The sequence below is a fragment of the Caulobacter sp. ALps2 genome, from assembly GCF_058681635.1.
This window is the reverse complement of record NZ_CM178743.1, coordinates 365,862-389,101: the sequence shown is the minus strand read 5'-3', so window position 1 is coordinate 389,101 and position 23,240 is coordinate 365,862. Positions and strand designations below refer to the sequence as shown.

At 67.9% G+C, this 23,240-nt stretch carries 23 protein-coding genes and 1 riboswitch; of the genes, 14 read left to right on the top strand and 9 right to left on the bottom strand.

Annotation, left to right across the window (positions count from 1 at the left end; all coding sequences use genetic code 11):
* Positions 1 to 218: 218 nt before the first annotated feature.
* The 7 genes from fliF (at position 219) to ACW173_RS01635 (ending at position 9,006) form a co-directional block, all read left to right on the top strand.
* Positions 219 to 1,877 (top strand): flagellar basal-body MS-ring/collar protein FliF, encoded by a 1,659-nt coding sequence (gene fliF / locus ACW173_RS01665; RefSeq protein ID WP_492083152.1) that lies wholly within the window; start codon positions 219 to 221, stop codon positions 1,875 to 1,877.
* Positions 1,877 to 2,899 carry a flagellar motor switch protein FliG gene (gene fliG / locus ACW173_RS01660; protein WP_492083151.1) on the top strand — a complete coding sequence of 341 codons (1,023 nt, stop codon included), beginning with the start codon at positions 1,877 to 1,879 and terminating at the stop codon, positions 2,897 to 2,899. Before fliF ends, fliG begins: the two co-directional genes overlap by 1 nt.
* Before the next feature lie 10 nt (positions 2,900 to 2,909).
* On the top strand, positions 2,910 to 3,548 hold the full coding sequence (locus ACW173_RS01655) for a FliH/SctL family protein (protein WP_492083150.1): 639 nt from the start codon (positions 2,910 to 2,912) through the stop codon (positions 3,546 to 3,548).
* 15 nt (positions 3,549 to 3,563) lie between these two features.
* Positions 3,564 to 3,896 (top strand): flagellar motor switch protein FliN, encoded by a 333-nt coding sequence (gene fliN, locus ACW173_RS01650; RefSeq protein ID WP_492083149.1) that lies wholly within the window; start codon positions 3,564 to 3,566, stop codon positions 3,894 to 3,896.
* Between the two features lie 29 nt (positions 3,897 to 3,925).
* Entirely contained in the window at positions 3,926 to 5,299 is a 1,374-nt protein-coding gene (flbD, locus tag ACW173_RS01645) for a sigma-54-dependent transcriptional regulator FlbD (protein ID WP_492083148.1), read from the top strand.
* A 137-nt stretch (positions 5,300 to 5,436) separates the two neighbouring features.
* Complete coding sequence (gene flhA / locus ACW173_RS01640; RefSeq protein ID WP_492083147.1) at positions 5,437 to 7,545, top strand: flagellar biosynthesis protein FlhA; 2,109 nt, start codon at positions 5,437 to 5,439, stop codon at positions 7,543 to 7,545.
* A gap of 78 nt (positions 7,546 to 7,623) precedes the next feature.
* Complete coding sequence (locus ACW173_RS01635) at positions 7,624 to 9,006, top strand: OprO/OprP family phosphate-selective porin (protein ID WP_492083146.1); 1,383 nt, start codon at positions 7,624 to 7,626, stop codon at positions 9,004 to 9,006.
* On the opposite strand, the gene ACW173_RS01630 is transcribed toward ACW173_RS01635, so the two are convergent.
* Entirely contained in the window at positions 9,003 to 10,316 is a 1,314-nt protein-coding gene (locus tag ACW173_RS01630) for an oxygenase MpaB family protein (RefSeq protein WP_492083145.1), read from the bottom strand. The genes ACW173_RS01635 and ACW173_RS01630 overlap by 4 nt on opposite strands.
* Before the next feature lie 123 nt (positions 10,317 to 10,439).
* On the opposite strand from ACW173_RS01630, the gene ACW173_RS01625 reads away from it, so the two are divergent.
* From ACW173_RS01625 to ACW173_RS01615, 3 genes are all read left to right on the top strand, one after another.
* On the top strand, positions 10,440 to 11,057 hold the full coding sequence (locus ACW173_RS01625) for a TetR/AcrR family transcriptional regulator (RefSeq protein ID WP_492083144.1): 618 nt from the start codon (positions 10,440 to 10,442) through the stop codon (positions 11,055 to 11,057).
* 90 nt (positions 11,058 to 11,147) lie between these two features.
* The gene (locus ACW173_RS01620; protein ID WP_492083143.1) at positions 11,148 to 11,690 is read left to right on the top strand and encodes a hypothetical protein; all 543 of its coding nucleotides are present in this window, start codon (positions 11,148 to 11,150) and stop codon (positions 11,688 to 11,690) included.
* Positions 11,691 to 11,877: 187 nt separating this feature from the next.
* A complete protein-coding gene (locus ACW173_RS01615) occupies positions 11,878 to 12,282 on the top strand; it encodes a DUF4282 domain-containing protein (protein WP_492085861.1) in 405 nt (134 codons plus the stop codon).
* A 3-nt stretch (positions 12,283 to 12,285) separates the two neighbouring features.
* On the opposite strand, the gene ACW173_RS01610 is transcribed toward ACW173_RS01615, so the two are convergent.
* From ACW173_RS01610 to ACW173_RS01600, 3 genes are all read right to left on the bottom strand, one after another.
* The gene (locus ACW173_RS01610) at positions 12,286 to 12,732 is read right to left on the bottom strand and encodes a MarR family winged helix-turn-helix transcriptional regulator (protein WP_492083142.1); all 447 of its coding nucleotides are present in this window, start codon (positions 12,730 to 12,732) and stop codon (positions 12,286 to 12,288) included.
* A gap of 121 nt (positions 12,733 to 12,853) precedes the next feature.
* Positions 12,854 to 13,270: an organic hydroperoxide resistance protein gene (locus ACW173_RS01605; protein WP_492083141.1), complete on the bottom strand. Its 417-nt coding sequence runs from the start codon at positions 13,268 to 13,270 to the stop codon at positions 12,854 to 12,856.
* A gap of 223 nt (positions 13,271 to 13,493) precedes the next feature.
* A complete protein-coding gene (locus ACW173_RS01600; protein ID WP_492083140.1) occupies positions 13,494 to 14,195 on the bottom strand; it encodes a DnaJ domain-containing protein in 702 nt (233 codons plus the stop codon).
* 103 nt (positions 14,196 to 14,298) lie between these two features.
* Here ACW173_RS01600 and pdxH point away from each other — a divergent pair, with 103 nt between their 5' ends.
* Together pdxH and ACW173_RS01590 are read left to right on the top strand one after the other, a co-directional pair.
* Positions 14,299 to 14,967: a pyridoxamine 5'-phosphate oxidase gene (gene pdxH / locus ACW173_RS01595; RefSeq protein WP_492085859.1), complete on the top strand. Its 669-nt coding sequence runs from the start codon at positions 14,299 to 14,301 to the stop codon at positions 14,965 to 14,967.
* A gap of 100 nt (positions 14,968 to 15,067) precedes the next feature.
* Positions 15,068 to 16,102, top strand: coding sequence for a hypothetical protein (locus ACW173_RS01590; RefSeq protein WP_492083139.1), 1,035 nt, complete (start codon positions 15,068 to 15,070; stop codon positions 16,100 to 16,102).
* 4 nt (positions 16,103 to 16,106) lie between these two features.
* Here ACW173_RS01590 and ACW173_RS01585 read toward each other — a convergent pair whose 3' ends face one another.
* From ACW173_RS01585 to ACW173_RS01570, 4 genes are all read right to left on the bottom strand, one after another.
* Positions 16,107 to 16,577, bottom strand: a complete 471-nt coding sequence (locus ACW173_RS01585; RefSeq protein WP_492083138.1) for a hypothetical protein — start codon at positions 16,575 to 16,577, stop codon at positions 16,107 to 16,109.
* Between the two features lie 3 nt (positions 16,578 to 16,580).
* A complete protein-coding gene (locus tag ACW173_RS01580) occupies positions 16,581 to 16,934 on the bottom strand; it encodes a DUF6152 family protein (protein ID WP_492083137.1) in 354 nt (117 codons plus the stop codon).
* A 64-nt stretch (positions 16,935 to 16,998) separates the two neighbouring features.
* Entirely contained in the window at positions 16,999 to 17,922 is a 924-nt protein-coding gene (locus tag ACW173_RS01575) for a homoserine O-succinyltransferase (protein WP_492083136.1), read from the bottom strand.
* 49 nt (positions 17,923 to 17,971) lie between these two features.
* Positions 17,972 to 18,076, bottom strand: a riboswitch (SAM-I-IV-variant riboswitch).
* A gap of 48 nt (positions 18,077 to 18,124) precedes the next feature.
* Positions 18,125 to 18,745 (bottom strand): TetR/AcrR family transcriptional regulator, encoded by a 621-nt coding sequence (locus tag ACW173_RS01570; protein WP_492085857.1) that lies wholly within the window; start codon positions 18,743 to 18,745, stop codon positions 18,125 to 18,127.
* A gap of 145 nt (positions 18,746 to 18,890) precedes the next feature.
* On the opposite strand from ACW173_RS01570, the gene ACW173_RS01565 reads away from it, so the two are divergent.
* Positions 18,891 to 20,390 carry a bifunctional aminoglycoside phosphotransferase/ATP-binding protein gene (locus tag ACW173_RS01565; RefSeq protein WP_492083135.1) on the top strand — a complete coding sequence of 500 codons (1,500 nt, stop codon included), beginning with the start codon at positions 18,891 to 18,893 and terminating at the stop codon, positions 20,388 to 20,390.
* A 105-nt stretch (positions 20,391 to 20,495) separates the two neighbouring features.
* Positions 20,496 to 21,437 (top strand): IS481 family transposase, encoded by a 942-nt coding sequence (locus ACW173_RS01560; RefSeq protein WP_492083134.1) that lies wholly within the window; start codon positions 20,496 to 20,498, stop codon positions 21,435 to 21,437.
* Here the strand turns inward: ACW173_RS01560 and ACW173_RS01555 are convergent.
* Positions 21,434 to 23,191: a hybrid sensor histidine kinase/response regulator gene (locus tag ACW173_RS01555; RefSeq protein ID WP_492083133.1), complete on the bottom strand. Its 1,758-nt coding sequence runs from the start codon at positions 23,189 to 23,191 to the stop codon at positions 21,434 to 21,436. The genes ACW173_RS01560 and ACW173_RS01555 overlap by 4 nt on opposite strands.
* Between the last annotated feature and the right edge of the window lie 49 nt (positions 23,192 to 23,240).

Here is a 23,240-nt window from a genome sequence, read left to right as displayed (position 1 = left end):
CCAGGGCCTTGCGCCTCAAGGGTTTGAAGACGTTCAGCGGCCGCTTCCGAAAGGGGGCGGCCGCGACGTTTTGGCGCCTCCGCCGGGCCCTTCCGGGGGCAAATATAAACGCCTCGTTTACCTTGTACTGGGTAAATCCTGCCTACCGACGGGTGGTTCTCGTTCGCCTGTCGGTCGCTCTCCTCGAGGAGGGCGCTTGGGATCAAGGGTGAGGCTTCGTGGAAAGCTTTCTGGGTTCGATCAAGCAGTTCGGCGTCGGGCGTCTCGCCGCGATGCTCGGCGTGGGCGCCGGCGTCGTCGCGGTCCTGGTGGCCCTGGTCATGTTCATGGGCAAGGAGCCCAATGAGCTGCTGTATTCGAACCTTGACCTTAAGGAAGCCTCCGAGGTCACCGCCGCCCTGGACCAGGCCGGCATCAAGTATGAAGCCAAGGGCGACGGCTCGACGATCATGGTGGCGCGCGACAAGGTCGCCAGCGCCCGCCTGATGGTCGCCGGCAAGGGCCTCGTGAGCTCGGGCTCGATCGGCTATGAAATCTTCGACGGCAACAACGCGCTGGGTCAGACCGACTTCGTCCAGCAGCTGAACCGTCAGCGCGCTCTGCAGGGCGAGCTGGAGCGCACGATCAAGGCCATGCAGGGCGTCAACAGCGTCCGCGTCCATCTCGTGCTGCCCAAGCGCCAGCTGTTCGAGGAAGACGCCGAGCAGCCGTCGGCCGCCGTGACCATCGGCGTTGGCGCTCGCGAGCCCTCGTCGGAAATGGTCCGCGCCATCCAGAACCTGGTCTCGTCGTCGGTCCCGAACATGAAGGCCGAGAAGGTCGCGGTCATCGACCAGCACGGCAAGACCCTGTCGGCTCCGTCGGACGACACCCTGGCCGGCAAGGTGGCCCAGGACCGCCGCAGCGAGGCCGAGGCTCGCATCGCCAAGACCGTCAAGGACATGATCGAAGGCGTGCTGGGCCCGGGCAAGGCCCGCGTCAACGTCACCGCCGACATCGACCTGGACCGCGTCACGACCCAGGAAGAGAAGTTCGATCCGGATGGCCAGGTCATCCGCTCGGAGAGCTCCAACGAGTCGGGTAGCTCGGAGACCAAGAACGACGACAATTCGGGCGTCACCGCCACCTCGAACGTGCCCGGTCAGGGCGCCAACGCCGGCTTCCAGCAGCTGGGCTCGCGGTCGAACGAGAACGGCACTGTCACCAACTACGAGATCTCCAAGTCGGTCACCACGACCGTCCAGGAGCCCGGCACGATCAAGAAGGTCGCCGTGGCCGTGGCCATCGACGGGATCACCGCGCCGATGGGCAAGGACGGCAAGCCGGGCGCCTACACCCCGCGCAGCGCCGAGGAGATCCGTCAGATCGAAGAGCTGGTGAAAACCGCCGTCGGCTATGACGCCCAGCGGGGCGACCAGGTGAAGGTCACCAACATCAAGTTCCCGCAACCCGAGGATCAGGGCCTGGAGAAGCAAGGCCTGCTGGCGGGCTTCGACAAGAACGACATCATGCGCTTCGCCGAACTGGGCATCCTGGGCGTCGTGGCCCTGCTGGTCCTGATGTTCGCGGTCCGTCCGTTCATCAAGAACCTGTCGACCCCCGCGCCGGCTCCGATGGCCCTGGCCGGCCCCGGCCAGCCGGTGACCCGCCTGGTCACGCTGTCGGATGGCACCCAGCAGCAGGTCGTGGTCGACCAGGCGGGCGAGGCGATCGCCATCGCCGGCCCCACCGGCAGCGACATCGACTCGCGGATCGACATCGCCAAGATCGAAGGGCAAGTTAAGGCCTCGTCGATCAAGCGGGTTTCCGAGTTCGTCGAAAAGCACCCCGACGAGTCGGTCGCCATTCTCCGTAACTGGCTGCACGAGTCGACCTGATGGCCATGAAACTCGCCGTCAACGATATCAAGAACCTCTCGGGGCCGGAAAAGGCCGCTATCGTTCTGCTGGCGCTTGGCGAAGATCACACCAAGATCTGGGAAGCCCTGGACGACGAGGAGATCAAGGAAGTCTCCCAGGCCATGGCCGGCCTCGGCACGGTCTCGGCCAGCGTGGTCGAGGACCTGCTGGTCGAGTTCGTCTCGGGCATGAGCTCGACTGGCGCGATCATGGGCTCCTACGAGCAGACCCAGCGCCTGCTGGCGTCGTTCATGCCGCAGGAGAAGGTCGACGCCCTGATGGAAGAGATCCGCGGTCCGGCGGGTCGAACCATGTGGGACAAGCTCGGCAACGTGAACGAGGCCGTGCTCGCCAACTATCTGAAGAATGAATACCCGCAGACCGTCGCGGTGGTGCTGTCCAAGGTGAAGTCCGACCACGCCGCGCGCGTGCTGGCGTGCTTGCCGGAAGACTTCGCCCTGGAGTGCGTCACCCGCATGCTGCGCATGGAGCCGGTGCAGCGCGAGATCCTCGACAAGATCGAGATGACCCTGCGCACCGAGTTCATGTCGAACCTGGCGCGCACGTCCAAGCGCGACAGCCACGAGATGATGGCCGAGATCTTCAACAACTTCGATCGTCAGACCGAAGCCCGCTTCATCGCGGCCCTGGAAGAGCGCAATCGCGAGGCGGCCGAGCGCATCCGCGCCTTGATGTTCGTCTTCGAGGACCTGTCGAAGCTGGACCCGGGCGGCATCCAGACCCTGCTGCGCGGCACGCCGAAGGAACAGCTGGCCCTGGCCCTGAAGGGCGCCTCGGACAAGCTGCGCGAAATGTTCTTCTCGAACATGTCGGAGCGCGCGGCCAAGATCATGCGCGAGGACATGGACAGCATGGGCCCAGTGCGTCTGAAGGACGTCGATGCGGCCCAGGTCGGCATGGTCCAGGTCGCCAAGGACCTGGCCGCCAAGGGCGAGATCATGCTGGCCGGCAGCGGCGGCGACGACGAGTTGATCTACTGAGGAGGATGGCATGAACGACACCCCTCACCGCAGGTTCGACTTCGGCACCGTCTTCGACGACCGCGGCGGCGTCGCCTACACCCCACCGAAGGTCAAGAAGTCCTTCACGGCCGAAGAGGTCGAGGCCGCGCGCCAGCAGGGCTTCCAGGATGGCGAGCGTTCGGCCGTGGCCCGCGCCGAGCAGGAAGCCGCCCACGCCCTCCGCGAGGTCGGCCAGGCCGTGCAGCAGGCTTTCGAGGGCCTGACCCACGTGGCGCACGAGCACCGCGAAGGCTCGGCCATGCTGGCCCTGGCCTGCGCCCGCAGGATCGCCGACGCGGCTCTGCACCACTTCCCCGAGGCCCCCGTCGCGGCGGCGCTCGAAGCCCTGGCCCGAGAGGTCGAGGCCCAACCGCGCATCTTCGTCCGGGTGTCGCCCGAGCTGGAAGAGCGCACTCAGAATGCGCTGGAGCACGTGGCGACCCAGATCGGCTACGAGGGCCAGATCGTGGCCCGCGCCGACGGCGGCATGGCTCCCGCGGCCTTCACTTTCGACTGGGGCGATGGCCGCGCGGCCTTCGATCCAGAAGGCGCCGCCCAGCGCGTCGCCGAGGCGCTGGAGGCGGCGATCGCCGCCGAAGGCCTCCACGCCGAACCCATGTTCTCTTGAAAAGGCTGACCTAAGATGGCCGAAGACAATCTCCCGCTCGACGAATTCGGAGGCGCCATGCTGGCCTCCGAGATGCCGGTCGAGATCAGCGACAAGACCGCTTCCGACCTGGCGCCGGTCTTCGACGTGCCGGTCAATATCTCGGCTGTTCTGGGGCGCGCGCACATGTCCGTGGCGCAGCTGCTGCAGCTGGGCCAGGGTTCGATCCTGGAGCTGGACCGCAAGGTCGGCGAGGCGATCGACATCTACGTCAACAACCGCCTGGTCGCCCGGGGCGAGGTCGTCGTCGTCGACGAGCGCCTGGGCGTGACCATGACGGAAATCATCAAGGACGGCGACCAGGGCTAAGCCGCCCTGTGTCCGAAGGAGTGTAGAACATGCGGCTTCTCGTCGTCGGAAAACTGAACGGACAGCTCTCGGTCGCCGTGAAAATGGCGATGAACGCGGGGGCCAAGGTCTCGCACGTCGAAACACCGGAACAGGCGACCAACGCGCTGCGCGCGGGGCAGGGCGCCGACCTCCTGATGGTCGACTACTCGCTCGACATCGCCAGCCTGATCGCGGCCAACGAGGCCGAGCGGATGCGGGTGCCGGTGGTGGCCTGCGGCGTCGACGCCGATCCGATCCGCGCCGCCGCCGCCATCAAGGCCGGCGCCAAGGAATTCATCCCGCTGCCGCCGGACGCCGAGCTGATCGCCGCCGTGCTGGCCGCCGTGACCGACGACGAAAAGCCGATGGTCGTCCGCGACCCGGCCATGGAGCAGGTCCTCAAGCTGGCCGACCAGGTCGCGCCGTCGGAGGCCTCGATCCTGATCACCGGCGAAAGCGGTTCGGGTAAGGAGGTCATGGCCCGCTACGTCCATGGCAAGTCTCGCCGGGCCAAGGCGCCGTTCATCTCGGTCAACTGCGCCGCCATCCCCGAGAACCTGCTGGAAAGCGAGCTGTTCGGCCATGAGAAGGGCGCCTTCACCGGCGCCATGGCCCGCCGCATCGGCAAGTTCGAGGAAGCCGACGGCGGCACCCTGCTGCTGGACGAAATCTCGGAAATGGACGTGCGTCTGCAGGCCAAGCTGCTGCGCGCCATCCAAGAGCGCGAGATCGACCGCGTCGGCGGCTCCAAGCCGGTCAAGGTCAACATCCGCATCCTGGCCACGTCCAACCGCGACCTGGCGCAGTCGGTGAAGGACGGCGTCTTCCGCGAAGACCTGCTCTACCGCCTGAACGTCGTGAACCTGCGCCTGCCGCCGCTGCGCGAGCGTCCGGGCGACGTGCTCAGCCTGTGCGAGTTCTTCGTCAAGAAGTACTCGGCCGCCAACGGCATGCCGGAGAAACCGATCTCGGCCGAGGCCAAGCGCCGCCTGCTGGCCCATCGCTGGCCGGGCAACGTCCGCGAGCTGGAAAACGCCATGCACCGCGCGGTGCTGCTGTCGACCGGTCCGGAGATCGAGGAATTCGCCATCCGCCTGCCGGATGGCCAGCAACTGGCTCCCGCGCCGTCGCCGGACGTCCAGGTGGCCCGCGGCGCCCAGATGGCCGCCGACGCCGTTTCGCGCACTTTCGTGGGGTCGACCGTGGCTGAAGTCGAACAGAAGCTGATCATCGACACCCTGGAGCACTGCCTGGGCAACCGCACCCACGCCGCCAACATCCTGGGTATCTCGATCCGCACCCTGCGCAACAAGCTGAAGGAGTATGGCGACGCTGGCGTGCCCGTGCCGCCGCCGCAAGGGGGCGTGGGCGCCGCGGCCTAAAGGGTCAACATGTCGCGGCGCCGCGACCATCCGTCCGGCGCCGAACATGGCTAATTCTCGTTAAGGAGATGGCGGCGGACCGCAAATCGCTCCAAGCGCTGGTCTAGCTAGACACTTCAACGGCTCCAAGGTTTCGCATGGCTGACGCCGCCGCCCCGACCGCTCGATCCGTACCCAGCGCCAAGTCGCTGCTGGACGGCTTCCTGCGCGGCGAAATGGGCTTGGCCCTGGGCGTCGTCGGCATCATCGTGCTGCTGATCCTGCCGGTCCCGCCGATCCTGCTGGATCTGCTGCTGGCCATTTCGCTGACCGGATCCGTGCTGATCCTGATGACGGCGATCCTGATCAAGCGGCCGCTGGAATTCACCTCGTTCCCGACCGTGCTGCTGGTGGCGACCCTATATCGCCTGGGCCTGAACGTCGCCTCGACCCGCCTGATCCTGGGCCACGGCCAGGAAGGCACCGGCGGGGCCGGCGCGGTCATCGAGGCCTTCGGTCACCTGATGATGCAAGGCAACTTCGTCATCGGCGTGATTGTCTTCATCATCCTGGTGGTGGTGAACTTCATGGTCGTCACCAAGGGTTCGGGCCGGATCGCCGAAGTCGCCGCCCGCTTCACCCTGGACGCCATGCCTGGCAAGCAGATGGCCATCGACGCCGACCTGTCGACCGGCCTTATCGACCAGGACATGGCCAAGCTCCGCCGTAAGGAACTGGAGCAGGAAAGCACGTTCTTCGGCGCCATGGACGGCGCCAGCAAGTTCGTGAAGGGCGACGCGATCGCCGGCCTGATCATCACCGGCATCAACGTAGTCGGCGGCATCATCATCGGTGTCGTGCAGCACAAGATCCCGATCGGCGAGGCCGCGTCCTCGTACACGATCATGACCATCGGTGACGGCCTGGTCAGCCAGATCCCGGCCCTGATCATCTCGATCGCCGCCGGTATGGTCGTGTCGAAGGCCGGCGTCGAAGGTTCGGCCGACAAGGCGCTGATGACCCAACTGGGCATGAACCCGGCGGGCCTGGGCATGGTCTCGGCCTCGGCCGGCGTCATCGCCCTGATCCCGGGCATGCCGATCATTCCGTTCGCGGTGCTGTCGCTGGGCGCGGGGGCCTTGGCCTACAAGCGCATCCAGGACGCCAAGAAACCAAAGCCCATAGACCCGGCCGCGCTCGAGGCGGCCAACGCCGCGCCGGCCGAGGCCGAGGAAGAGCCGATCAGCGCCTCGCTGGCCATCGACGACGTCAAGATCGAGCTGGGCTACGGCCTGCTGACCCTGATCAACGACCTGGACGGCCGCAAGCTGACCGACCAGATCCGCGCCCTGCGCAAGACCCTGGCCGGCGAGTTCGGCTTCGTCATGCCGCCGGTGCGGATCCTCGACAACATGCGCCTGGCCAACCAGGGCTACGCCATCCGCATCAAGGAAATGGAAGCCGGCGCCGGCGAAGTGCGCCTGGGCAGCCTGATGGCCATGGACCCGCGTGGCGGCCAGGTCGAGCTGCCCGGCGAGCACGTCCGTGAGCCCGCCTTCGGCCTGCCGGCGACCTGGATCGCCGACGACCTGCGCGAGGAGGCCACCTTCCGCGGCTACACGGTCGTTGATCCGGCCACGGTGCTGACCACGCACCTGACCGAGATCCTCAAGGAGAACATGGCCGACCTGCTGTCCTATGCCGAGGTGCAGAAGCTCCTGAAGGAGATGCCCGAGGCGCAGCGCAAGCTGGTCGACGATCTGATCCCCTCGACCGCCACGGCCACCACGGTCCAGCGCGTTCTGCAGTCGCTGCTGAAGGAGCGCGTCTCGATCCGCGACCTGCCGCAGATCCTGGAGGGCATCGGCGAGGCCGCCCCGCACACCGCCTCGGTCACCCAGCTGGTCGAACAGGTCCGCGCCCGCCTGGCTCGCCAGCTGTGCTGGGCCAATCGCGGCGACGACGGCGCCCTGCCGATCATCACGCTGTCGGCCGACTGGGAGCAGGCCTTCGCCGAAGCCCTGATCGGTCCCGGCGACGACAAGCAGCTGGCCCTGCCGCCTTCGCGCCTGCAGGACTTCATCCGCGGCGTCCGCGACAGCTTCGAACGCGCCGCCTTGGCTGGCGAAGCGCCCGTCCTGCTGACCAGCCCCGGCGTGCGCCCCTATGTCCGCTCGATCATCGAGCGCTTCCGCGGCCAGACCGTGGTCATGAGCCAGAACGAAATCCACCCCCGCGCGCGCCTGCGCACGGTGGGGATGGTCTAAAACGCCTCCGCAGTCGCAAAAACTTCATCGATATGTCGCATTAGGGAGGGGCAGGTTGCTCTTTCCCATGGTGCTGTTTTGCATCCCAAGTTTATCCCCCTCGTCGCGCTCGGCGCGGCGGGCGCCTGCCTGCTTTCGTCGCCTGTTTTCGCGCAAGACGCGCTGAGCCCCGAAGACCTCGCCGCCCTGCGCGCCGAGATCGCGGGGCTGAAGGCCCAGGTGCAGCGCCTGGAGGGCCGCGTGGACGCGGCGAGCGGCCTCCAGCGCACCGCGCCGCCGGCGGCGGCTCCCGCTCCGGCTAAACCCGCGACCACCGAGATCGCTTGGAAGGGCTCGCCGCTGATCTCGGCCAGCGGCGGGCGCGGCTTCAAGGCCAAGGGGCGGATCCAAGCCGACCTCGGCCATGTCGACGCGCCGAGCGGGCTCGCCGACCGGGGCCTGGGCACGGCGACCGAGATGCGTCGCATCCGCCTGGGCGCGGAGGGCGGCCTGGGCGTGGGCATTGGCTACAAGCTCGAGCTTGAGCTCTCTGACAACGCCGTCGACCTGGTCGACACCTTCGTCACCTACAAGACCGGTCCCTGGCTGCTGGCCCTGGGCAACCAGAACCAGTTCCAGTCGCTGGACGAGCTGACCGGCGACACCTCGGGCTCGTTCATGGAGCGGGCGGCCTTCACCGACGCCTTCGCGTTCGAGCGGCGGCTGGGGCTGTCGGCGCAGTATGAAAAAGGGTCCTGGCTAGCCCAGGCGGGTCTTTTCGCGGACGACATCACCGCCCTGTCCAACGCCAACGACGGTCCGGTGGGCGGCGACGAGAACAACAGCTACGGCCTGGACGGCCGGGTGGTCTATGCGCCCAAGATCGGCAAGACCCAGTGGCACCTGGGCGGCTCGGCCCACTGGCGTGATCTTGGACGGGTGGGCGACACCGCGACCCGCTACCGCCAGCGGCCTTATCTGCACACCAGCAACAGCCGGCTGATCGGCACGCGGGCCCTGGAGGCGCGGCAGGAGACCCACTACGGTCTGGAGACGGCGTTCGTGCGCGGGCGCTGGCACGGCGTGGCCGAGACCCACTGGCTGGACGCCGCGCTGAAGACCGGGCCGGAGGCGCGCTTCTTCGGCGGCTATGCCGAGCTCGGCTATTTTCTGACCGACGACACGCGCGGCTACAAGAGCGGCGTCTTCGACCGCGCCAAGCCCAGGACGCCGTTGGGCGCCGGCGGCCTCGGAGCGCTGCAGGTGAACCTCCGCTACGACTATCTGGACCTGAACGACCGGGGCGTTGTCGGCGGCCAGCAGGACGCCTGGCTGGCTGCGCTGCTCTGGCAGCCGGTCGAGTATCTACGGTTCAACCTCAACTACGGGATCCTGGCCTACCAGGACGCCACGCCGTTGCCGAACGGCGACCGCGACTATACCGCCAAGGTCGCCGGGGCGCGGATGGAGCTCGACTTCTAGGCGGCCGCCGGTCTGCCTGCCGGACGATATTTTTCCGCGTCCGAGGTGAACTCGGCATGGCCGTACCGCGCCAGCTGGCGCTTCAGCTTGGCGACCAGGTGGGCGTCGGCGAGGTCGGAGACGCCGGGGACATTCCGCGCCAGGCGGTAGGCCATCAACTGGCTGGTCACCAGCAGGGCGACCAGACCAAACATCATGAAGTCGCGCGGCCCGATCTCGACACCCATGCGGCGAGCGGCCGCGACGTCGCCGTTCATGAAGTTGCGCAGGAAGAACACCTTCGAGAACCGCCGCTCGACCTTGTCGAACAGCCGGTTCTCCGGTCGCTCGTCGGGCGGCAGGTAGGCGTTCAGCGTGGCGCGGACCAGCTCGCCGCAGGTGGCGTCGTCGAAGCCGGCGCGCAGGGTGCCGCTGCGGGCGTTCATGGTGTCGACCACGCCTTGCGGCGTGTCGGCCAGCAGATCCTCGGGCAGGCCCAGCAGGAAGCAACGATAGCGGGCCAGCTCGACCTTGGCGCGCTCCTCGGGCGTGAAGGTCTTCCGGCCCTGGCCGACGATCTTGTAGCTCATCAGGAAGATCGGGATCAGGCCGGCGGGCATCTGGTCGACCTGCGGGATCGGGACGCCATAGACACGCACGTCCCAGCGGTCAGAGCGCTTCAGGGCGTTGAACCGCACCATCGAGTGCATCAGCCGCACCATGGCCGCGGCGCGGAAGCCGGCTCCGTGACGCTCCAGCGAGCCCGGCAGCAGGGTGGTGGTGAAGAAGGTCGCCGTCTCGTTCACCCGCCGCGCGGCCGTGTCGCTGGACAGGGTCCCGGTCAGGGCCATCGGCAGGGCGGCGTACTTGTTCATGAAGGTGGCGATGAACGCGCCCCGGATCGCGAAGGGGCCGAGATTGGCGGCGGCGTTGCGGTCCAGGCGTTGGCCTTCGCGAACCAGGTCCATGTCCAGCCAGTCCGGGACGCGCTCCATGTCGGCGATGAACGCGGCCAGTTCCGGCGGGGCGTCGGGCACGGCTGAGATGCCCTGTTCGCAGGCCGTGGTCAGCATCTGGATCAGCGGCCGGAAGCCGTACTTTGGCATCAGGGCCGCATAGGCGTCGGCCACCACGTCGCCCAGCATGGTGTAGGCCTTGATCAGGGCGACCTTGTCGGCATCCAGATCGCGCAGGCGCGGCGCCACGCTGGCCCTGGGATCGTCGGTGAAACGCTCGGGCGTGGCGTCGAAGTCGACATCGCCATACAGCGCGGGCAGCGTGGTCTTTTGCGAAGCGACCTTGGCCCGGACCTTTTCCAGCGCGGCGTTCATCCTGATCCTTTCGTAGCGGGAGCCGTGACGGATCCCGATCTAGGGTTCTAGGTTAGGCCTCTGAGACCCCCGCGCTACTCGCCTTGCCCGCAAGGCCCGCGCTTCATGGAGGCCGCGCCGCAAGTGACTGAAAAGACGAGGCGAACGCCGCGCCAGCCGCGCTCGGAGGCGACCGTCGAGGCGATTCTGGAAGCGGCCTTTCAACTTCTGGAAGCGGGCGGGGTCGAGGCCCTGACCACCAACCATATCGCCGAGCGGGCGGGGGTCAGCGTCGGCACGCTGTACCAGTACTTCGGCGGCAAGCGGGCCATCCTGGCGGGCCTGGCTCACCGGCGCGCGGCCGCGGCCCGCGATCGCATCGTCGAGATCGTCATCGCCAATTCTGTCGTGGAGAGGCCTGAGATCGGCGCGGTGCGTCTGATCGTCCGAACGCTGGCCACGGCCTTCGAGGGGGCGCCCGCCACCCGCCGAGCCTTGCTGGACGCCCTGACGGAGGAGGGCGGCGACGACGTCGTCATGCGCAACCACCTGGCCTTTTTTGACATGATCGCTGGCAAGGCCGCCTTGGGTTTCGACCTCTTGCCCGAGGCTGGTTTCGTGCTGACCCACGCCGTCGTCGGTCTGCTGCGCGCGGCGACGATCGAGAGCGAGCTGGCCCTGGATCCCCAGCGCTTGGAGGACGAACTGGTGCGGCTGATGGAGGCTTATATTTCGGCGCTTCTAGTCACGCGGAGCGGGTAGTCCGCGGCCTCACGTCGACTCCTCGACGGAACCGTCACGGCAAGGTGACGTTGTTTTGATCGGGAGGGGCTCCCGACGGAGAGTACAGAAATGACCAACAAGCTCGCCCTGCTCGCCGCCGCCGCGTCGCTGACGTTCGCCGGTTCGGCCTTCGCCCAGAGCACTTCGCCCACCAGCCAGAGCACGACCTCGCCGGCTCAAAGCACCGCGCCCGCCACGGCTCCGGCGCAGACCACGATGCCTGACCCGGCCGCGCCGACCTCGCCGACGACGGCCGCCCCAACCACGGCCGCCCCGACTCAGTCGATGACGCCGCCAGCCAGCACGACCGCGCCGACCAGCGCCACGCCTTCGGCCAATCCGGCTGACGCGGCCGCCACCCCCAGCTCGGCCACGGTCGCCAGCTTCAAGGTGGGTTCGGCCGTGAAGGACGCCGCCGGCGTTTCGGTCGGCCAGATCACCGGCACCAGCACCGGCGCCGACGGTTCGACCAACGTCATCGTCACCAACGGCGGCGTGAAGTTCGCCCTGCCGGGCAACAGCCTGAGCGCGGGGGCGGACGGCAGCGTTTCGACCACGGCCACCAAGGCCCAGATCGACGCGACCGTCGCCGGCGCCAAGCCGCAGCAATAACGGGCCGTAAGCGGACCGATACAATCGCGAGCCCGCTCGGCATTGCCGAGCGGGCTCGTCACTGATAGCGATGGCCCCGAGCCTTTTCGTTACGAAAAGGCTCAAGTTTTGGGGGAACGTGATGGCCGCCGAAACCGGCGTCCACTTTCGGCTATCACGTTCTGAAGACGGGCGAGTTATCGCCGACTTGGGGTTCCGTATGCCTCCGGCCAACAAGACTAAGCGTTCCGGCTCCCTGATGTGGGATCTGCTGACCTTTGACCGCCTGGTCACCGGGCCGGTGATCCACTTAATCTATTGGGCTGGACTGGGCGTCGTCGCCCTGTTCGGCTTTTCGGTCGTCGGCGCCGCCGTGGGCCTGGCGTTGAAGGAGCCGGGCGTCGGCTCGCTGCTGCTGGCCTTCCCCGTGCTGATCGCCGGCCTTCTGGTCGCGGGCGCCCTTGTGCTGCTGTGGCGCGCCTTCTGCGAGTTCTACGTCGCCATCTTCCGGATCAGCGAGGACCTGCGGGCCTTGCGCCAGACCAGCGACGCCGACCACGCCGCGCACCGCGCTCGCCAGCAGGCGGCGCAACAGCCGCGCCAGCCGGTCTGATTCTTATCTAGCCAATACCTTCAGGCGCTCGCGCATCATCTCGATGGCGTCCATCGGCATGTCGAGGGCGCAGATCATCTGCTCTGGAATCAGTTCGGCCTGATCGCGCAGCGCGCGGCCCTTGTCCGTCAGACTGACGATGACCCGCCGCTCGTCCTCGGGATCACGGTGGCGCTCGACGAGGCCGCCGGCTTCCAGGCGCTTGAGCAGCGGGGTCAGGGTGCTGGAGTCGAGGTCCAGGGTGTCGCCCAGGGCCCCGACCGTGCGCGGGCTCTGCTCCCACAGCACCAGCATGGCCAGATACTGCGGATAGGTCAGGCCCATGGCGTCCAGCATCGGCCGATAAAGCCGCGTCATCCGGTTGGCCGCGCCGTAGAGGGCGAAGCACAACTGATTGTCCAGGCGTAGGGACTCCACGGGACGGTCGGAGGGCGCGGGTTTTTTGCTCATCGGTTTACTGATTAGAGTGTGACAGCCGAAAGTGTGAGCGGTTTCGGCGCCTGTCACACTCTAACCTTTAGAACAGAGCCCGTTTTTCAGTTTCTGATGGGACATCAGAAACGGACGGGCTCTACGCCGCCTGGACGCTGATGGCCACGTCAACATTGCCGCGCGTGGCGTTGGAATAGGGGCAGACCTGGTGCGCCGTGGCCACCAGGGCCTCGGCGTCGGCCTGGCTCAGGCCTTGGGTCTCGACTTCCAGGGCCACTTCCAGGCGGAAGCCGACCTCTTGCGTGGCGAGGCCGACCTGGCCGGTCACGGTCGAGCCGGTCAGCGCGATCTTCTGGGTGCGGGCGACATGGGCCATGGCGCTCTGGAAGCAGGCGGCGTAGCCGGCCGCGAACAGCTGCTCCGGATTGGTGCCGGTCTCCTTGCCGCCCAGGGCCTTGGGCATCGACAGCTGGACGTCCAGCAGGCCGTCTTCGCTGCGAGCGTGGCCGTCACGGCCGCCAACGACGGTGGCGCGGGTGGTATAGAGGGTGGTCATGGTGGGTGTTCCCTTGCTTGAATTTCGATAGTGACGATTTAATCGCGCGCGATCGATCTTCAAGTGTAGTTCGCGAAAAAATATCGTACGCGATATGTTTCTTTCTCCTCCCCGCTGGGGGAGGTGGCCCGGAGGGCCGGAGGGGGCAGCGCGGCCTATGCCCAACTGCCCCCTCAGTCGGCTTCGCCGACAGCTCCCCCAGAGGGGGAGCAGTTTGGATGATTCAGGCCGCCCAGGCCGCCGCGAAGCGCTTCAGCAGCGAGCGGGCCGGGCTCTCGGCGCCGGCTTCGGCGGCCTCGAGCCGCAGGAAAAGATCGCCGGCCTTGTGGCTGGCGCGAGCGGGCAGGCCCTGGTTGGGCAGGCGGACCAGGCCGCGGGCGGCGGCTTTGGTGGAAATCCAGGCCGGACGCCGGCCCAGCGGGGTGTCGGCGTCGACCCGGCCGCCCTCGGCCAGGACGCGCGGATCGACCCTGCCGGTCAGCCAGATGTCGTCGCCGCGCACCAAGGCCCCCTCTTGGGGACGGAGCCGAACCTCGAACAGCACGCCCTCGACCCGCACCTTGTCGCCTTCGCGCAGGCCGGCCGGCAGCTTCAGCCGCAGATGGCGGCCGTCGATGGCCAGCTCCTCGGCGCCGCCGGCGACGGCCGTGGCGATGTCGATGTCCAGATAGACCCGGTCGGCGATCGGCGGCGCGCTGGTCACGGCCGGCGGGAAGGTCGTCGGCTGGTAAGGATGCTCTTGCAGCAGGCGGTAGGCGGTCAGCACGTCGCGGAACAGGGCCGCGTCGCCGGTCGGACGGTCGGGGTGGGCCCGCTTAGCCGCCTCGCGATAGGCGGTGCGCAGTTCGCGTTCGCCCGCGTCCGCGGCCACGCCCAAAAGAGCGCGGGCGGCGGAAAGCGTCAGGGCGGACGGACGGACGGTCATCCGCCGGACCCTGCCGCCGGGATGGTCAACGCCGGGTTAAGTTAAGACTTTAGGGGTTCGCACCGATGTGGCCCCCCGCGTCGGGTGGGCCTATATCAAGGCCATGACCGCCGATCCGACCCTGATCCCCGCCTCGCCCAGCGAAGACGAGTATGTCCGCCAGGTCACCCAGGCCGCCCCGCCGGCCCTGCTGAGCGAGGAGGATCCGTTCGCCCTGTTCGCCGAATGGCTGGAGGAGGCGGGCAAGAAGGAACCCAACGACCCCAACGCCATGACCGTCTCGACCGTCGATCCCGACGGCATGCCGGATTCGCGCATGGTGCTGCTGAAGGACTTCGATCCCCGTGGCTTCGTTTTCTATACCAACACCGAGAGCGCCAAGGGGCAGGAGCTGAACGCCCACCCCAAGGCCGCCCTGCTGTTCCATTGGAAGTCGCTGCGCCGTCAGGTGCGGATCCGCGGAACCGTCGAGCCGGTCAGCGAGGCCGAGGCCGACGCCTATTTCGCCAGCCGCGCCCGCCACAGCCAGCTGGGCGCCTGGGCCAGCGACCAGTCGCGTCCGCTGCCCGACCGTCTGGCCCTGGAAAAGCGCGTCGCCGAGATGGGCTTGAAGTTTGGTCTGGGGAAGGTGCCGCGTCCGCCGTACTGGTCGGGCTATCGCATCGTGCCGACCACCCTGGAGTTCTGGCGCGACCGCCCCTTCCGCCTGCACGAACGCCTGGTCTTCGACCGCGCTGGCGGCGGCTGGACCACCAAGCGGCTGTTTCCGTAGACTAAAGTCTAGCGGTTGAGCGCTCGCGGGTGGAGCATCCTTGAGGTGCGATTAACCGCGTCGGCCTAGGATTTTGGACCTGATCCAAAGGCCTTTGGCGATGCGGCTGCGTTCGATTTCCATATTTCTGGCGGGGCTGGCGGTCCTGTCCGTTGCGTCGAGCGCATGGGCGGCTTGCACGGCCACGGCGAGTTCGACGGCGACGGTCTCCCAGTCGCCCAATGCCGTCCATGGTGATGCGGCGCCGTTCACCGCCTTCATCGGCGGTTTCAGCTGCCCGCCTGGCAGTCCGGTCCTCACGCTGCTCGGCGCCAACTATCTGAAGGCTACGATCAGCAACACGACCTACAAGTTGACCCACACGAACGGGACCAACACCGTCGACTTCCAGTTGGCAGCCCTGCGGTCGGGAACGCCGAAGCTGTCTGGAACCACCACGGCCTATATCGACGGCACGGTGGTAGACCTACTGGGGCTGACGGGCAGCATTCCGACCAGCATCAACGTCTTTATCAAGCCGCGGTTGAACACGCCCACGGTCGCGCCGCCCGCGGGCGTCTACAGCGGCGCGTTCAGGATCAAGTGGGACTGGAGCTTCTGCAACGCGATCGGCATCGGCAATCTCTGCGTCCTGGGGCAGACCGACTCGGGAAGCAAGAACACCGACGTCACGGTCACGCTGACGGTGGGCGGCGTCGCCCCGACGATCAACACCGCCACCAGCACCACTTGGGACGATCAGAACGGCGCCACCAATCCCAAGGCGATTCCAGGCAGCAAGCGACGCGTGATACTGACGGTGGGCAATCCTGACGTCGCGGCCCAAGACAACAATGTCGTGGCCGTGGTGGTCGCGACCCCGCCGAACACCACGGTCGCCCTGGACGGCGACGGTTCCAACAGCGCCCTGGCGACCTTCACCGAAGGCAGCCCCTCCTCGAGTCTGGCCTTCAGCTACGTCTCTTCGACCAGCAGCGGCGACGATGTCGAGTTCTCGTCCGACAATGGCTCGACCTGGACCTTCCAGCCGACGGCGGCGACGCAGGGCCAGGTGACCCATGTCCGCCTGAGGCCGCGCGGGGCCATGGCCGCCAAGTCGAATTTCAAGCTCTCGATCGCCTACACGGTGAAGTGAGCTGTCAGGCGTAGGCGATCAGCCGCCCCAGGGCGCCGACGACCAGCCATAGGACCAGCGAGCCGATCGCCATGGCCCGCGCGCCGGGCGGAACCGCGCCGCCCCAGCGATCCAGCCGCCGACCCCATGCCCATCGGAAGGCGACCGCGTTGGCCACGGCCAGCCCGATCAGGACCAGCTTCCAGCGGAACAGGCCCGAGCCGGCCAGCGCCTTGGCGTCGGCGGCGAACATCGTGAAACCGCTGGGCAGCATCAGAACGAGGCCGGTGATCGCCAGCGGTGTCAGGGCGCGCGACAGCGGCGCGACGGGCAGGGCGCGGAACAGTCCCGCCAGCCTCAGGTCCAGCACGCCGATGCCGCCGACCAGCAGCAGCAGGCCCAGCAGGTGGATCAGGTTGGCCAGCGGATAGGCATAGGCCGAGCCTCGCGCCCAGGCGCCGAACGCCGAGGCCTGCAACGCCGCGACGGCGTCCATCCGCTAGCGCAGCTCGACGGTCTTGCCGTCGACCGTGACGCGCTCGATCCGCATCTCGGTCACGCCGTCCTTGCGGGGATAGCCTTCCAGGGTCACGGCCTTGCCCGGCGCCAGCATGGCCTGGCTGAGACCGCGCGCCTCCATCCGGGCCACCGGGGCCAGCACCACGTCCCAGGTCTTGCCCTGGTAGCGCACCTTGGCGGCGCCGTGCGGGTTGCCCCACGAGACGTCGGTCACCGGCGCGGTGACCTTGATGACCTTCTCGGCGTCGTAGGCGCTCCAGCCATGGTGGGCCAGGGCGGCGGCGGGAATCGCCAGGGCGACCACGAGGGCCGCCACGGGCAAGGGCCTGAACATGGATCTCATCTCCGTCTGTCCCCGACAGCCTAGAGGGACACGGGGGCGAGGGGAGTTCAAGAGCTCAGGCCGCCGAGCCGATGTCGTCCAGGCGGAATGGCGTGGTCTGGTAGATGTCGTTGATCCAGTTGGCGAACAGCAGGTGGGCGTGGCCGCGCCAGCGGTTGCGCGGCGTCCGGGTCGGGTCGCCGCCGGGGAAGTAGTGGGCCGGTTGCGGCGTCGACGGGTCCTTGGCGCTGTCGCGGACGAACTCGTCCTTCAGGGTCTCGCCGTCATATTCCAGGTGGTTGAACATGTGCAGCGCCCGGCGCTGGGCGTCCTCGACCAGACACAGTCCCGCCTCCTCCGACTCCAGCAAGACCTTCAGGCCGGCGACCTTGTCCACGTCCTCGCGGCGCACCTCGGTCCAGCGCGACACGGGAACGTCGACCTCGTCGGCGAAGCCGCGCAGATAGGGCGAGGTCGGCTCGACCAGATGGTGGCCATAGACGCCCGAGCGCTTGGCCGGCAGCACGTGCTTGCCCACGCCGTGGAAGTGCGCGAGCGCGGCTTGCGCGCCCCAGCAGATGGTCAGGCAGCTGTGGACGTGGGCTTGAGTCCAATCGAGGATGCGACGCAACTCGTCCCAGTAGGCGACCTCTTCGAATTCCAGGGTCTCGACCGGCGCGCCGGTGATGATGAAACCGTCGAAGCGCTGGTCGCGCATCTCGTCCCACGAGCGGTAGAAGGCCGACATGTGCTCGGCCGGCGTGTTGCGCGGCGTATGGCTGACCAGCTGCATCAGGGACAGCTCGACCTGCAGCGGCGTGGCGCCCAGCAGGCGCGCGAACTGGGTCTCGGTCTTGGGCTTGTCCGGCATCAGGTTCAGGAGGCCAAAACGCAGGGGGCGGATGTCCTGCCGAGCCGCGTCGGTCTCGCGCATCATGACCACGCCCTCGGCCTCGAGGGTGGCGCGGGCAGGCAGTGAATCCGGTATCTTGATCGGCAAGGCTTCGCCCCTGAACTTCGACAACATCGACGCGGGACGGAAGCAGGGTTTGGACCCGTTGGATTGCCGTCTCGGCCACATCCTCCCGGAGGAGCGCCACCTTGCCCGGGAAGGCAGGTTGGCGTTGGGCGCGGCCCAACTCTTGATGCGGGTTCAGCACTAGCCGATGCGGAGCGCGGCTACAAGCTGGTCGGCGCCGCGGCTAACGGACGCCGTAGCGCGCCAGGAAGGTCTCCACCGCGTCCTCGGCGATGGCCTTGATCGGGCGGCGGGATTGGACCTCGTCGCCGGCCGACAGGCCCAGCACCAGGGTCACGTGGTCCAGCATGCCCATCAGCTGGCCGGCGGCCCACGAGGCCTTCTGGACCTTCAGCTCGCCGGTCTTGGTCAGGTCGGTGATCACCGCGATGGCGGCGCCGCCCAGCTCGTCGCGGGCGCTTTGCAGGAAGTATTCGGCGACGTCCTCGAACCGGCGGCGCTCGGCCGTGACGATGCGGAACATGGCGCGGGTGTCAGGCCGCGAGAAGAAGCTGGCATAGGCCACGGCCAGGGCGGTCAGGCGGACGCGGGCGTCGCCCTTGGTCCGCACGGCCTCGCGAACCGGGGCGGCGATGCCGCTGACCGTCTCCATGACGATGGCCTTGAACAGGTCCGCCTTGCTGGGGAAATAGGCGTACAGCGTGGCCGTCGAGACCCCGGCCGCGCGGGCCACCACCTCCATGCCGGCGTCGGCGTAGCCCTGGCGCAGAAAGAGGTTCCTGGCCGAGCCGAGGATCTCCTCGCGCTTGTGACCCGACCGCTTCAAACCCGCGCCGACAAGCATGGGAGCACTCACACTGGTTATCTTCGATGCAATCTAGCCGCGAAAACTAGACCTAAGCAAGGCTGACGTTAGAGGACTCTCGCCCGGCTTTCGGCTATGCAGCGCCGGCGCCGGATTTCGTGCGCGGACAGATGGGATTTTCGGCGTGATCAAGGACGCGGAAGCCGCGCGCGAGCAGGAAGTGGCCGCCTGGTTCGAGGGCCGGGCCGAAAGCACGATCGAGACCTCGTGCGCGCGCGTGTTCCTGATCGACGACTCGGCCTTCAAGGTGAAGCGTCCGGTCGACTTCGGTTTCCTGGACTATTCGACGCTGGAGCTGCGCCGCTGGGCGCTGGAGCGCGAGCTGACCTTCAACCGCGCCGCCGCGCCCGACATCTATCGCGAGGTCCGCTGTCTGACGCGCACGGCCGACGGCGGCCTGGAGATCAACGGCGAAGGCGAGATCGTCGAGTACCTCTTGGAGATGCGCCGCTTCGACCAGAACGGCGTCCTGGCCACCCAGCCGTGGGCGATCGATGACGCGCTGGAGGATTCGCTGGGCCGCACGGTGGCCCGCTTTCACGCTGGCTCGTCCCTACGCCCGCAAGGCGGCGGTGTCTCGGCCCTGGGCTACACGATCCGCTCGAACGCCAACCTGCTGCGTGGCCTGTCCTCGCGCCTCGGCAAGCAGGCCGTCGAGCGCTTGGTCACCGAGACAGACATCGCCTTGGAGCGCCTTGGCCCGCTGCTGGACGGCCGCGCCAAGGACGGCTTCGCCCGCCACTGCCACGGCGACCTGCACCTCGGAAACATCCTGATCGAGAACGGTCAGCCGATCCTGTTCGACTGTATCGAGTTCAACGACACCTTGTCGGACATCGATGTGCAGTACGACCTGGCCTTCCTGCTGATGGACCTGGACTTCCGCCGTCGCCGCGACGCCGCCGGCCGGGTGCTGAACGCCTATCTGGACGAAGCCGCCCGCACGTTCGGCGAAGGCCTGTGGACCGGCCTGGCGGCCCTGCCGCTGATGCTGTCTGTTCGCGCCGCCGTGCGCACCCACGTGTGGGCCTATACCGGCGACGACGAGGCCGCGCGGGCCTACCTCCAGACCGCCTTGGAGCACCTGGCGCCCAAGCCGGTCAGCCTGGTGGCGGCCGGCGGACTGTCGGGTTCGGGCAAGTCGACCTTCTCGCGCGTCTGCGCGCCCGGCCTGGGCTCGGCGCCCGGCGCGGTGGTCCTGCGCACCGACGAGATCCGCAAGCGGCTGTGGGGTGTTCCGTCCCTGCAGCGCCTGCCGCGCGAGGCCTATACGCCGGAGATGAGCGTCAAGGTCTATGACCAGCTGTTCCACGACGCCGAGCTGTGCCTGCGGGCCGGCCGCTCGGTGGTGCTGGACGCGGTCTTCCTGAAGGCCGAGGAGCGCGCCCGCGCCGAGGCCCTGGCCGAGCGCGCCGGCGTCGCCTTCCTGGGCGTCTGGCTGGAAGCGCCGCCCGAAGTGCTTCGCGAACGCGTGGCGGCTCGCGTCAACGACGCCTCGGACGCCGACGTGGCGGTGTTGGAGAACCAGCTGACCCGCGACACCGGCGAGATCACCTGGCGCAAGGTCGACACGGTCACCGCCTTCGAGGACGAAGCCCGGGCGCTGGCGGAGGCGATGGGGTAGGGGGCGCTTACGGCCTAGGTGTCGAAGCTATGAAGGTTGTTCACCCGGGGTCGGGCTGAGAAGCTGGGGTTGCGACGCTCCAACCTCCAAGCCGGGAGACCCCGGATGAACATGCACAAGAATGCTCGGCTGACGCCTGTTGGTCGAGCCCTGATGATTTTCCGCATCGAACACCAGGGCTGGTCGGTGGCGCGGGCCGCCGAGGCCTCGGGTGTTTCCCGGCGCACGGCCAGCAAGTGGCTGCAGCGGCATCGGCGGGGCGGCGAGCGAAGGCATCACGACCGCAGCTCGGCGCCGCGCCGATGTCCGCGCAAGACGCCGGCCGGGGTGGTCGAGCAGATCGGGGTGCTGCGCCGCCAGCGGATGACTGGTCCGGCCATCGCCCAGGCCCTGGGCCTGGCCCGCTCGACGGTAGGCTTGATCCTGCGGCGACTGGGCCTGGGCAAGCTGACGGCCCTGGATCCGAAGGTCCCGATCGTCCGCTACGAACGCGCCGCGCCCGGCGAGATGATCCACCTGGACATCAAGAAGCTGGGCAAGTTCAACACCCAGGGCCACCGCGTCACCGGCGACCCTCGCCTGGGCCGCTCGCGCAAGGCCGGCTGGGACTTCCTGCACGTCTGCGTCGATGACGCCTCGCGCCTGGCCTATACCGAGGTCCTGCCGTCCGAAGGCCAGCACGATACGACCGCCTTCCTCCAACGCGCCCTGGCCTGGCTCGCCCGCCACGGCGTCACCGTCCAGCGGGTGATGACCGACAACGGCTCGGCCTATCGCTCCAAGCTGTTCGCCAAGGCCCTCCAGGCCGCCGGCGCCAGGCACGTGCGAACCCGGCCCTACACCCCTCGCACCAACGGCAAGGCCGAGCGCTTCATCCAAACCAGCCTGCGCGAGTGGGCCTATGGCCGGCCCTACGCCTGCTCGGACGACCGCGCCAAGGCCATCAAGCCCTGGACGGACGCCTACAACCTCAAGCGTCCACACGCCGGCATCAAAGGCCTCACCCCCTGGCAGCGTGTGAACAACCTTCTTGGAAACGACAACTAGGCCGCCTGCCGGCCCTCGTCCGGCGGCTCCGGATTCACCGCCCGGATGATCGCCGTGATCAGGTCGATCGGCTTGACCGGCTTGCCCAGGTGGTCGTCGAAGCCCAACCCCAGGAACCGCTCACGGTCGCCGGCCATGGCCGAGGCAGTCAGGGCGATGACGGGCAGGGCGGGATCGCCCGTCCGTCCGGCGCGGATGGCCGCCAGGGCGGTGATGCCGTCCATCACCGGCATGTTGATGTCCATCAGCACGCAATCGTAGTGCTCCTGGGACATGGCCTCCAGCGCCTCCTGGCCGTTCTCGACCACGGTCAGGGCCACGCCCGCCGGCTCGAGCATGGTGCGCACGACCAGCTGATTGACCGCGTTGTCCTCGGCCATCAGCACGTGGATCTGACCCAGGGACTCGTCGTCGACCTCGGGCTTTGGCTCGGGCGCGGCGGGGGCCGGGGCCAACGGGGCGCGGACGCTGAGCACGAAACAAGCGCCGGTGGCGCTGGGCCACAGCACCAGGTCGCCGCCGAGCTGCCGGGCCAGCGAACGGGAAATGGCCAACCCCAGACCCGCGCCGCCATAGCCGCGCGAGATGGTCTCGTCGGCCTGTGTGAAGCTGTCGAAAACCCGGTCGGACGCCTCGGTCGGCACGCCGGGGCCGGTGTCGGAGACGGCGAAACGGATCAACTGTTCATCACCAGCCGTCTCGGCGCTGACCGCGACGCGGACGTGGCCTTGGGCCGTGAACTTGACGGCGTTGGAAACGAGGTTGGTCAATACCTGGCGGATTCGCAGGGGATCAGCGCGGATCCAGTCAGGGACCTCGGTGTCGTAGCGGGCGAACAGCGACAGGCCCTTGGTCTCGGCCGCGTCGCGCCAGGCGTCGACCACGTCAGAGACGATGGCGCGCGGATCGACGATCTCGGGCGCCAGCTCGACCTTGCCGGCCTCGGCGCGCGACAGGTCCAGCACGTCGTTCAAGAGCTGCATTAGGCTGTCGCCCGACTTGATCATCAGCTCGACCTGCTGGCGCTGGGCCGGGTCGAGCTTGGAGCGCTCCAGGGCGTGGGCCATGCCCAACAGGCCGTTCATCGGCGTGCGCAGTTCGTGGCTGGTGACGGCGATGAAGGTCGACTTGGCGCGGGCGGCTTCCAGGGCGCGCTCGCGCTCGTCGCGCAGGCCGCGGGTCAGCTGGTCCATCCGCCGGGCGGCGGCGCGGTTGCGCACGGCGACATTGATGGTGACGCCGATCAGCAGCACCAGCGACCAGCGCGTGGCGTGGGTCGCTGGGTCGGAACCGGCCATGAACAGGAACGGGAAGACGATCAGGCTGGCGATCGGCGCCAGGCCGCTGAGCACAAGCAGGGCCAGGGGTTGGTGGCGATACTGCTGCATGAACACCAGCTGACCGCACCAGATGGCGACGGCGGCGATCTTCAGCTGCGCGGGTCCGTTCAGCCACAGCAGCGCCGCCAGCGCCGCCCAGCTGGCATTGACGGGAATCGCGGCAAGCATGAAGGCCGCGCGGTCGGCGTGACTGCCAGACCGACCCTTCCCGAAGTCGCGGGTGGCCAGGGCGGCCAGGCCCTCGGCGATGAAGAAGCTGGCGAGCCACGCCAGGGCGGTGCGATAGCCTAGACCGATGCCGATGACGCCCGCGGCCAGGCAGCCGGAGACGATACGCGAGGGACCCAGCCGCCGGATGTCCGCGGCGACCTCGTCCAGTCGCTCGTCCGCCAGTGTGTCGGCCCACCAACCCAAAACATCGCCTCTCGAAACGACGAACGTTGTTCGCCTACGTTGCGACTAT

What these genes read in the sequence shown, in the direction of transcription:
- ACW173_RS01585 (WP_492083138.1), bottom strand. Translation starts at nt 16,577, where the DNA reads ATGGACGCCGTCGCGGCGTTGCAGGCCTCGGCGTTCGGCGCCTGGGCG.
- fliG (WP_492083151.1), top strand. Translation starts at nt 1,877, where the DNA reads ATGGCCATGAAACTCGCCGTCAACGATATCAAGAACCTCTCGGGGCCG.
- ACW173_RS01655 (WP_492083150.1), top strand. Translation starts at nt 2,910, where the DNA reads ATGAACGACACCCCTCACCGCAGGTTCGACTTCGGCACCGTCTTCGAC.
- fliN (WP_492083149.1), top strand. Translation starts at nt 3,564, where the DNA reads ATGGCCGAAGACAATCTCCCGCTCGACGAATTCGGAGGCGCCATGCTG.
- ACW173_RS01590 (WP_492083139.1), top strand. Translation starts at nt 15,068, where the DNA reads ATGCGGCTGCGTTCGATTTCCATATTTCTGGCGGGGCTGGCGGTCCTG.
- ACW173_RS01620 (WP_492083143.1), top strand. Translation starts at nt 11,148, where the DNA reads ATGACCAACAAGCTCGCCCTGCTCGCCGCCGCCGCGTCGCTGACGTTC.
- ACW173_RS01610 (WP_492083142.1), bottom strand. Translation starts at nt 12,732, where the DNA reads ATGAGCAAAAAACCCGCGCCCTCCGACCGTCCCGTGGAGTCCCTACGC.
- ACW173_RS01605 (WP_492083141.1), bottom strand. Translation starts at nt 13,270, where the DNA reads ATGACCACCCTCTATACCACCCGCGCCACCGTCGTTGGCGGCCGTGAC.
- ACW173_RS01600 (WP_492083140.1), bottom strand. Translation starts at nt 14,195, where the DNA reads ATGACCGTCCGTCCGTCCGCCCTGACGCTTTCCGCCGCCCGCGCTCTT.
- ACW173_RS01580 (WP_492083137.1), bottom strand. Translation starts at nt 16,934, where the DNA reads ATGTTCAGGCCCTTGCCCGTGGCGGCCCTCGTGGTCGCCCTGGCGATT.
- ACW173_RS01560 (WP_492083134.1), top strand. Translation starts at nt 20,496, where the DNA reads ATGAACATGCACAAGAATGCTCGGCTGACGCCTGTTGGTCGAGCCCTG.
- ACW173_RS01570 (WP_492085857.1), bottom strand. Translation starts at nt 18,745, where the DNA reads ATGCTTGTCGGCGCGGGTTTGAAGCGGTCGGGTCACAAGCGCGAGGAG.
- flbD (WP_492083148.1), top strand. Translation starts at nt 3,926, where the DNA reads ATGCGGCTTCTCGTCGTCGGAAAACTGAACGGACAGCTCTCGGTCGCC.
- pdxH (WP_492085859.1), top strand. Translation starts at nt 14,299, where the DNA reads ATGACCGCCGATCCGACCCTGATCCCCGCCTCGCCCAGCGAAGACGAG.
- ACW173_RS01630 (WP_492083145.1), bottom strand. Translation starts at nt 10,316, where the DNA reads ATGAACGCCGCGCTGGAAAAGGTCCGGGCCAAGGTCGCTTCGCAAAAG.
- flhA (WP_492083147.1), top strand. Translation starts at nt 5,437, where the DNA reads ATGGCTGACGCCGCCGCCCCGACCGCTCGATCCGTACCCAGCGCCAAG.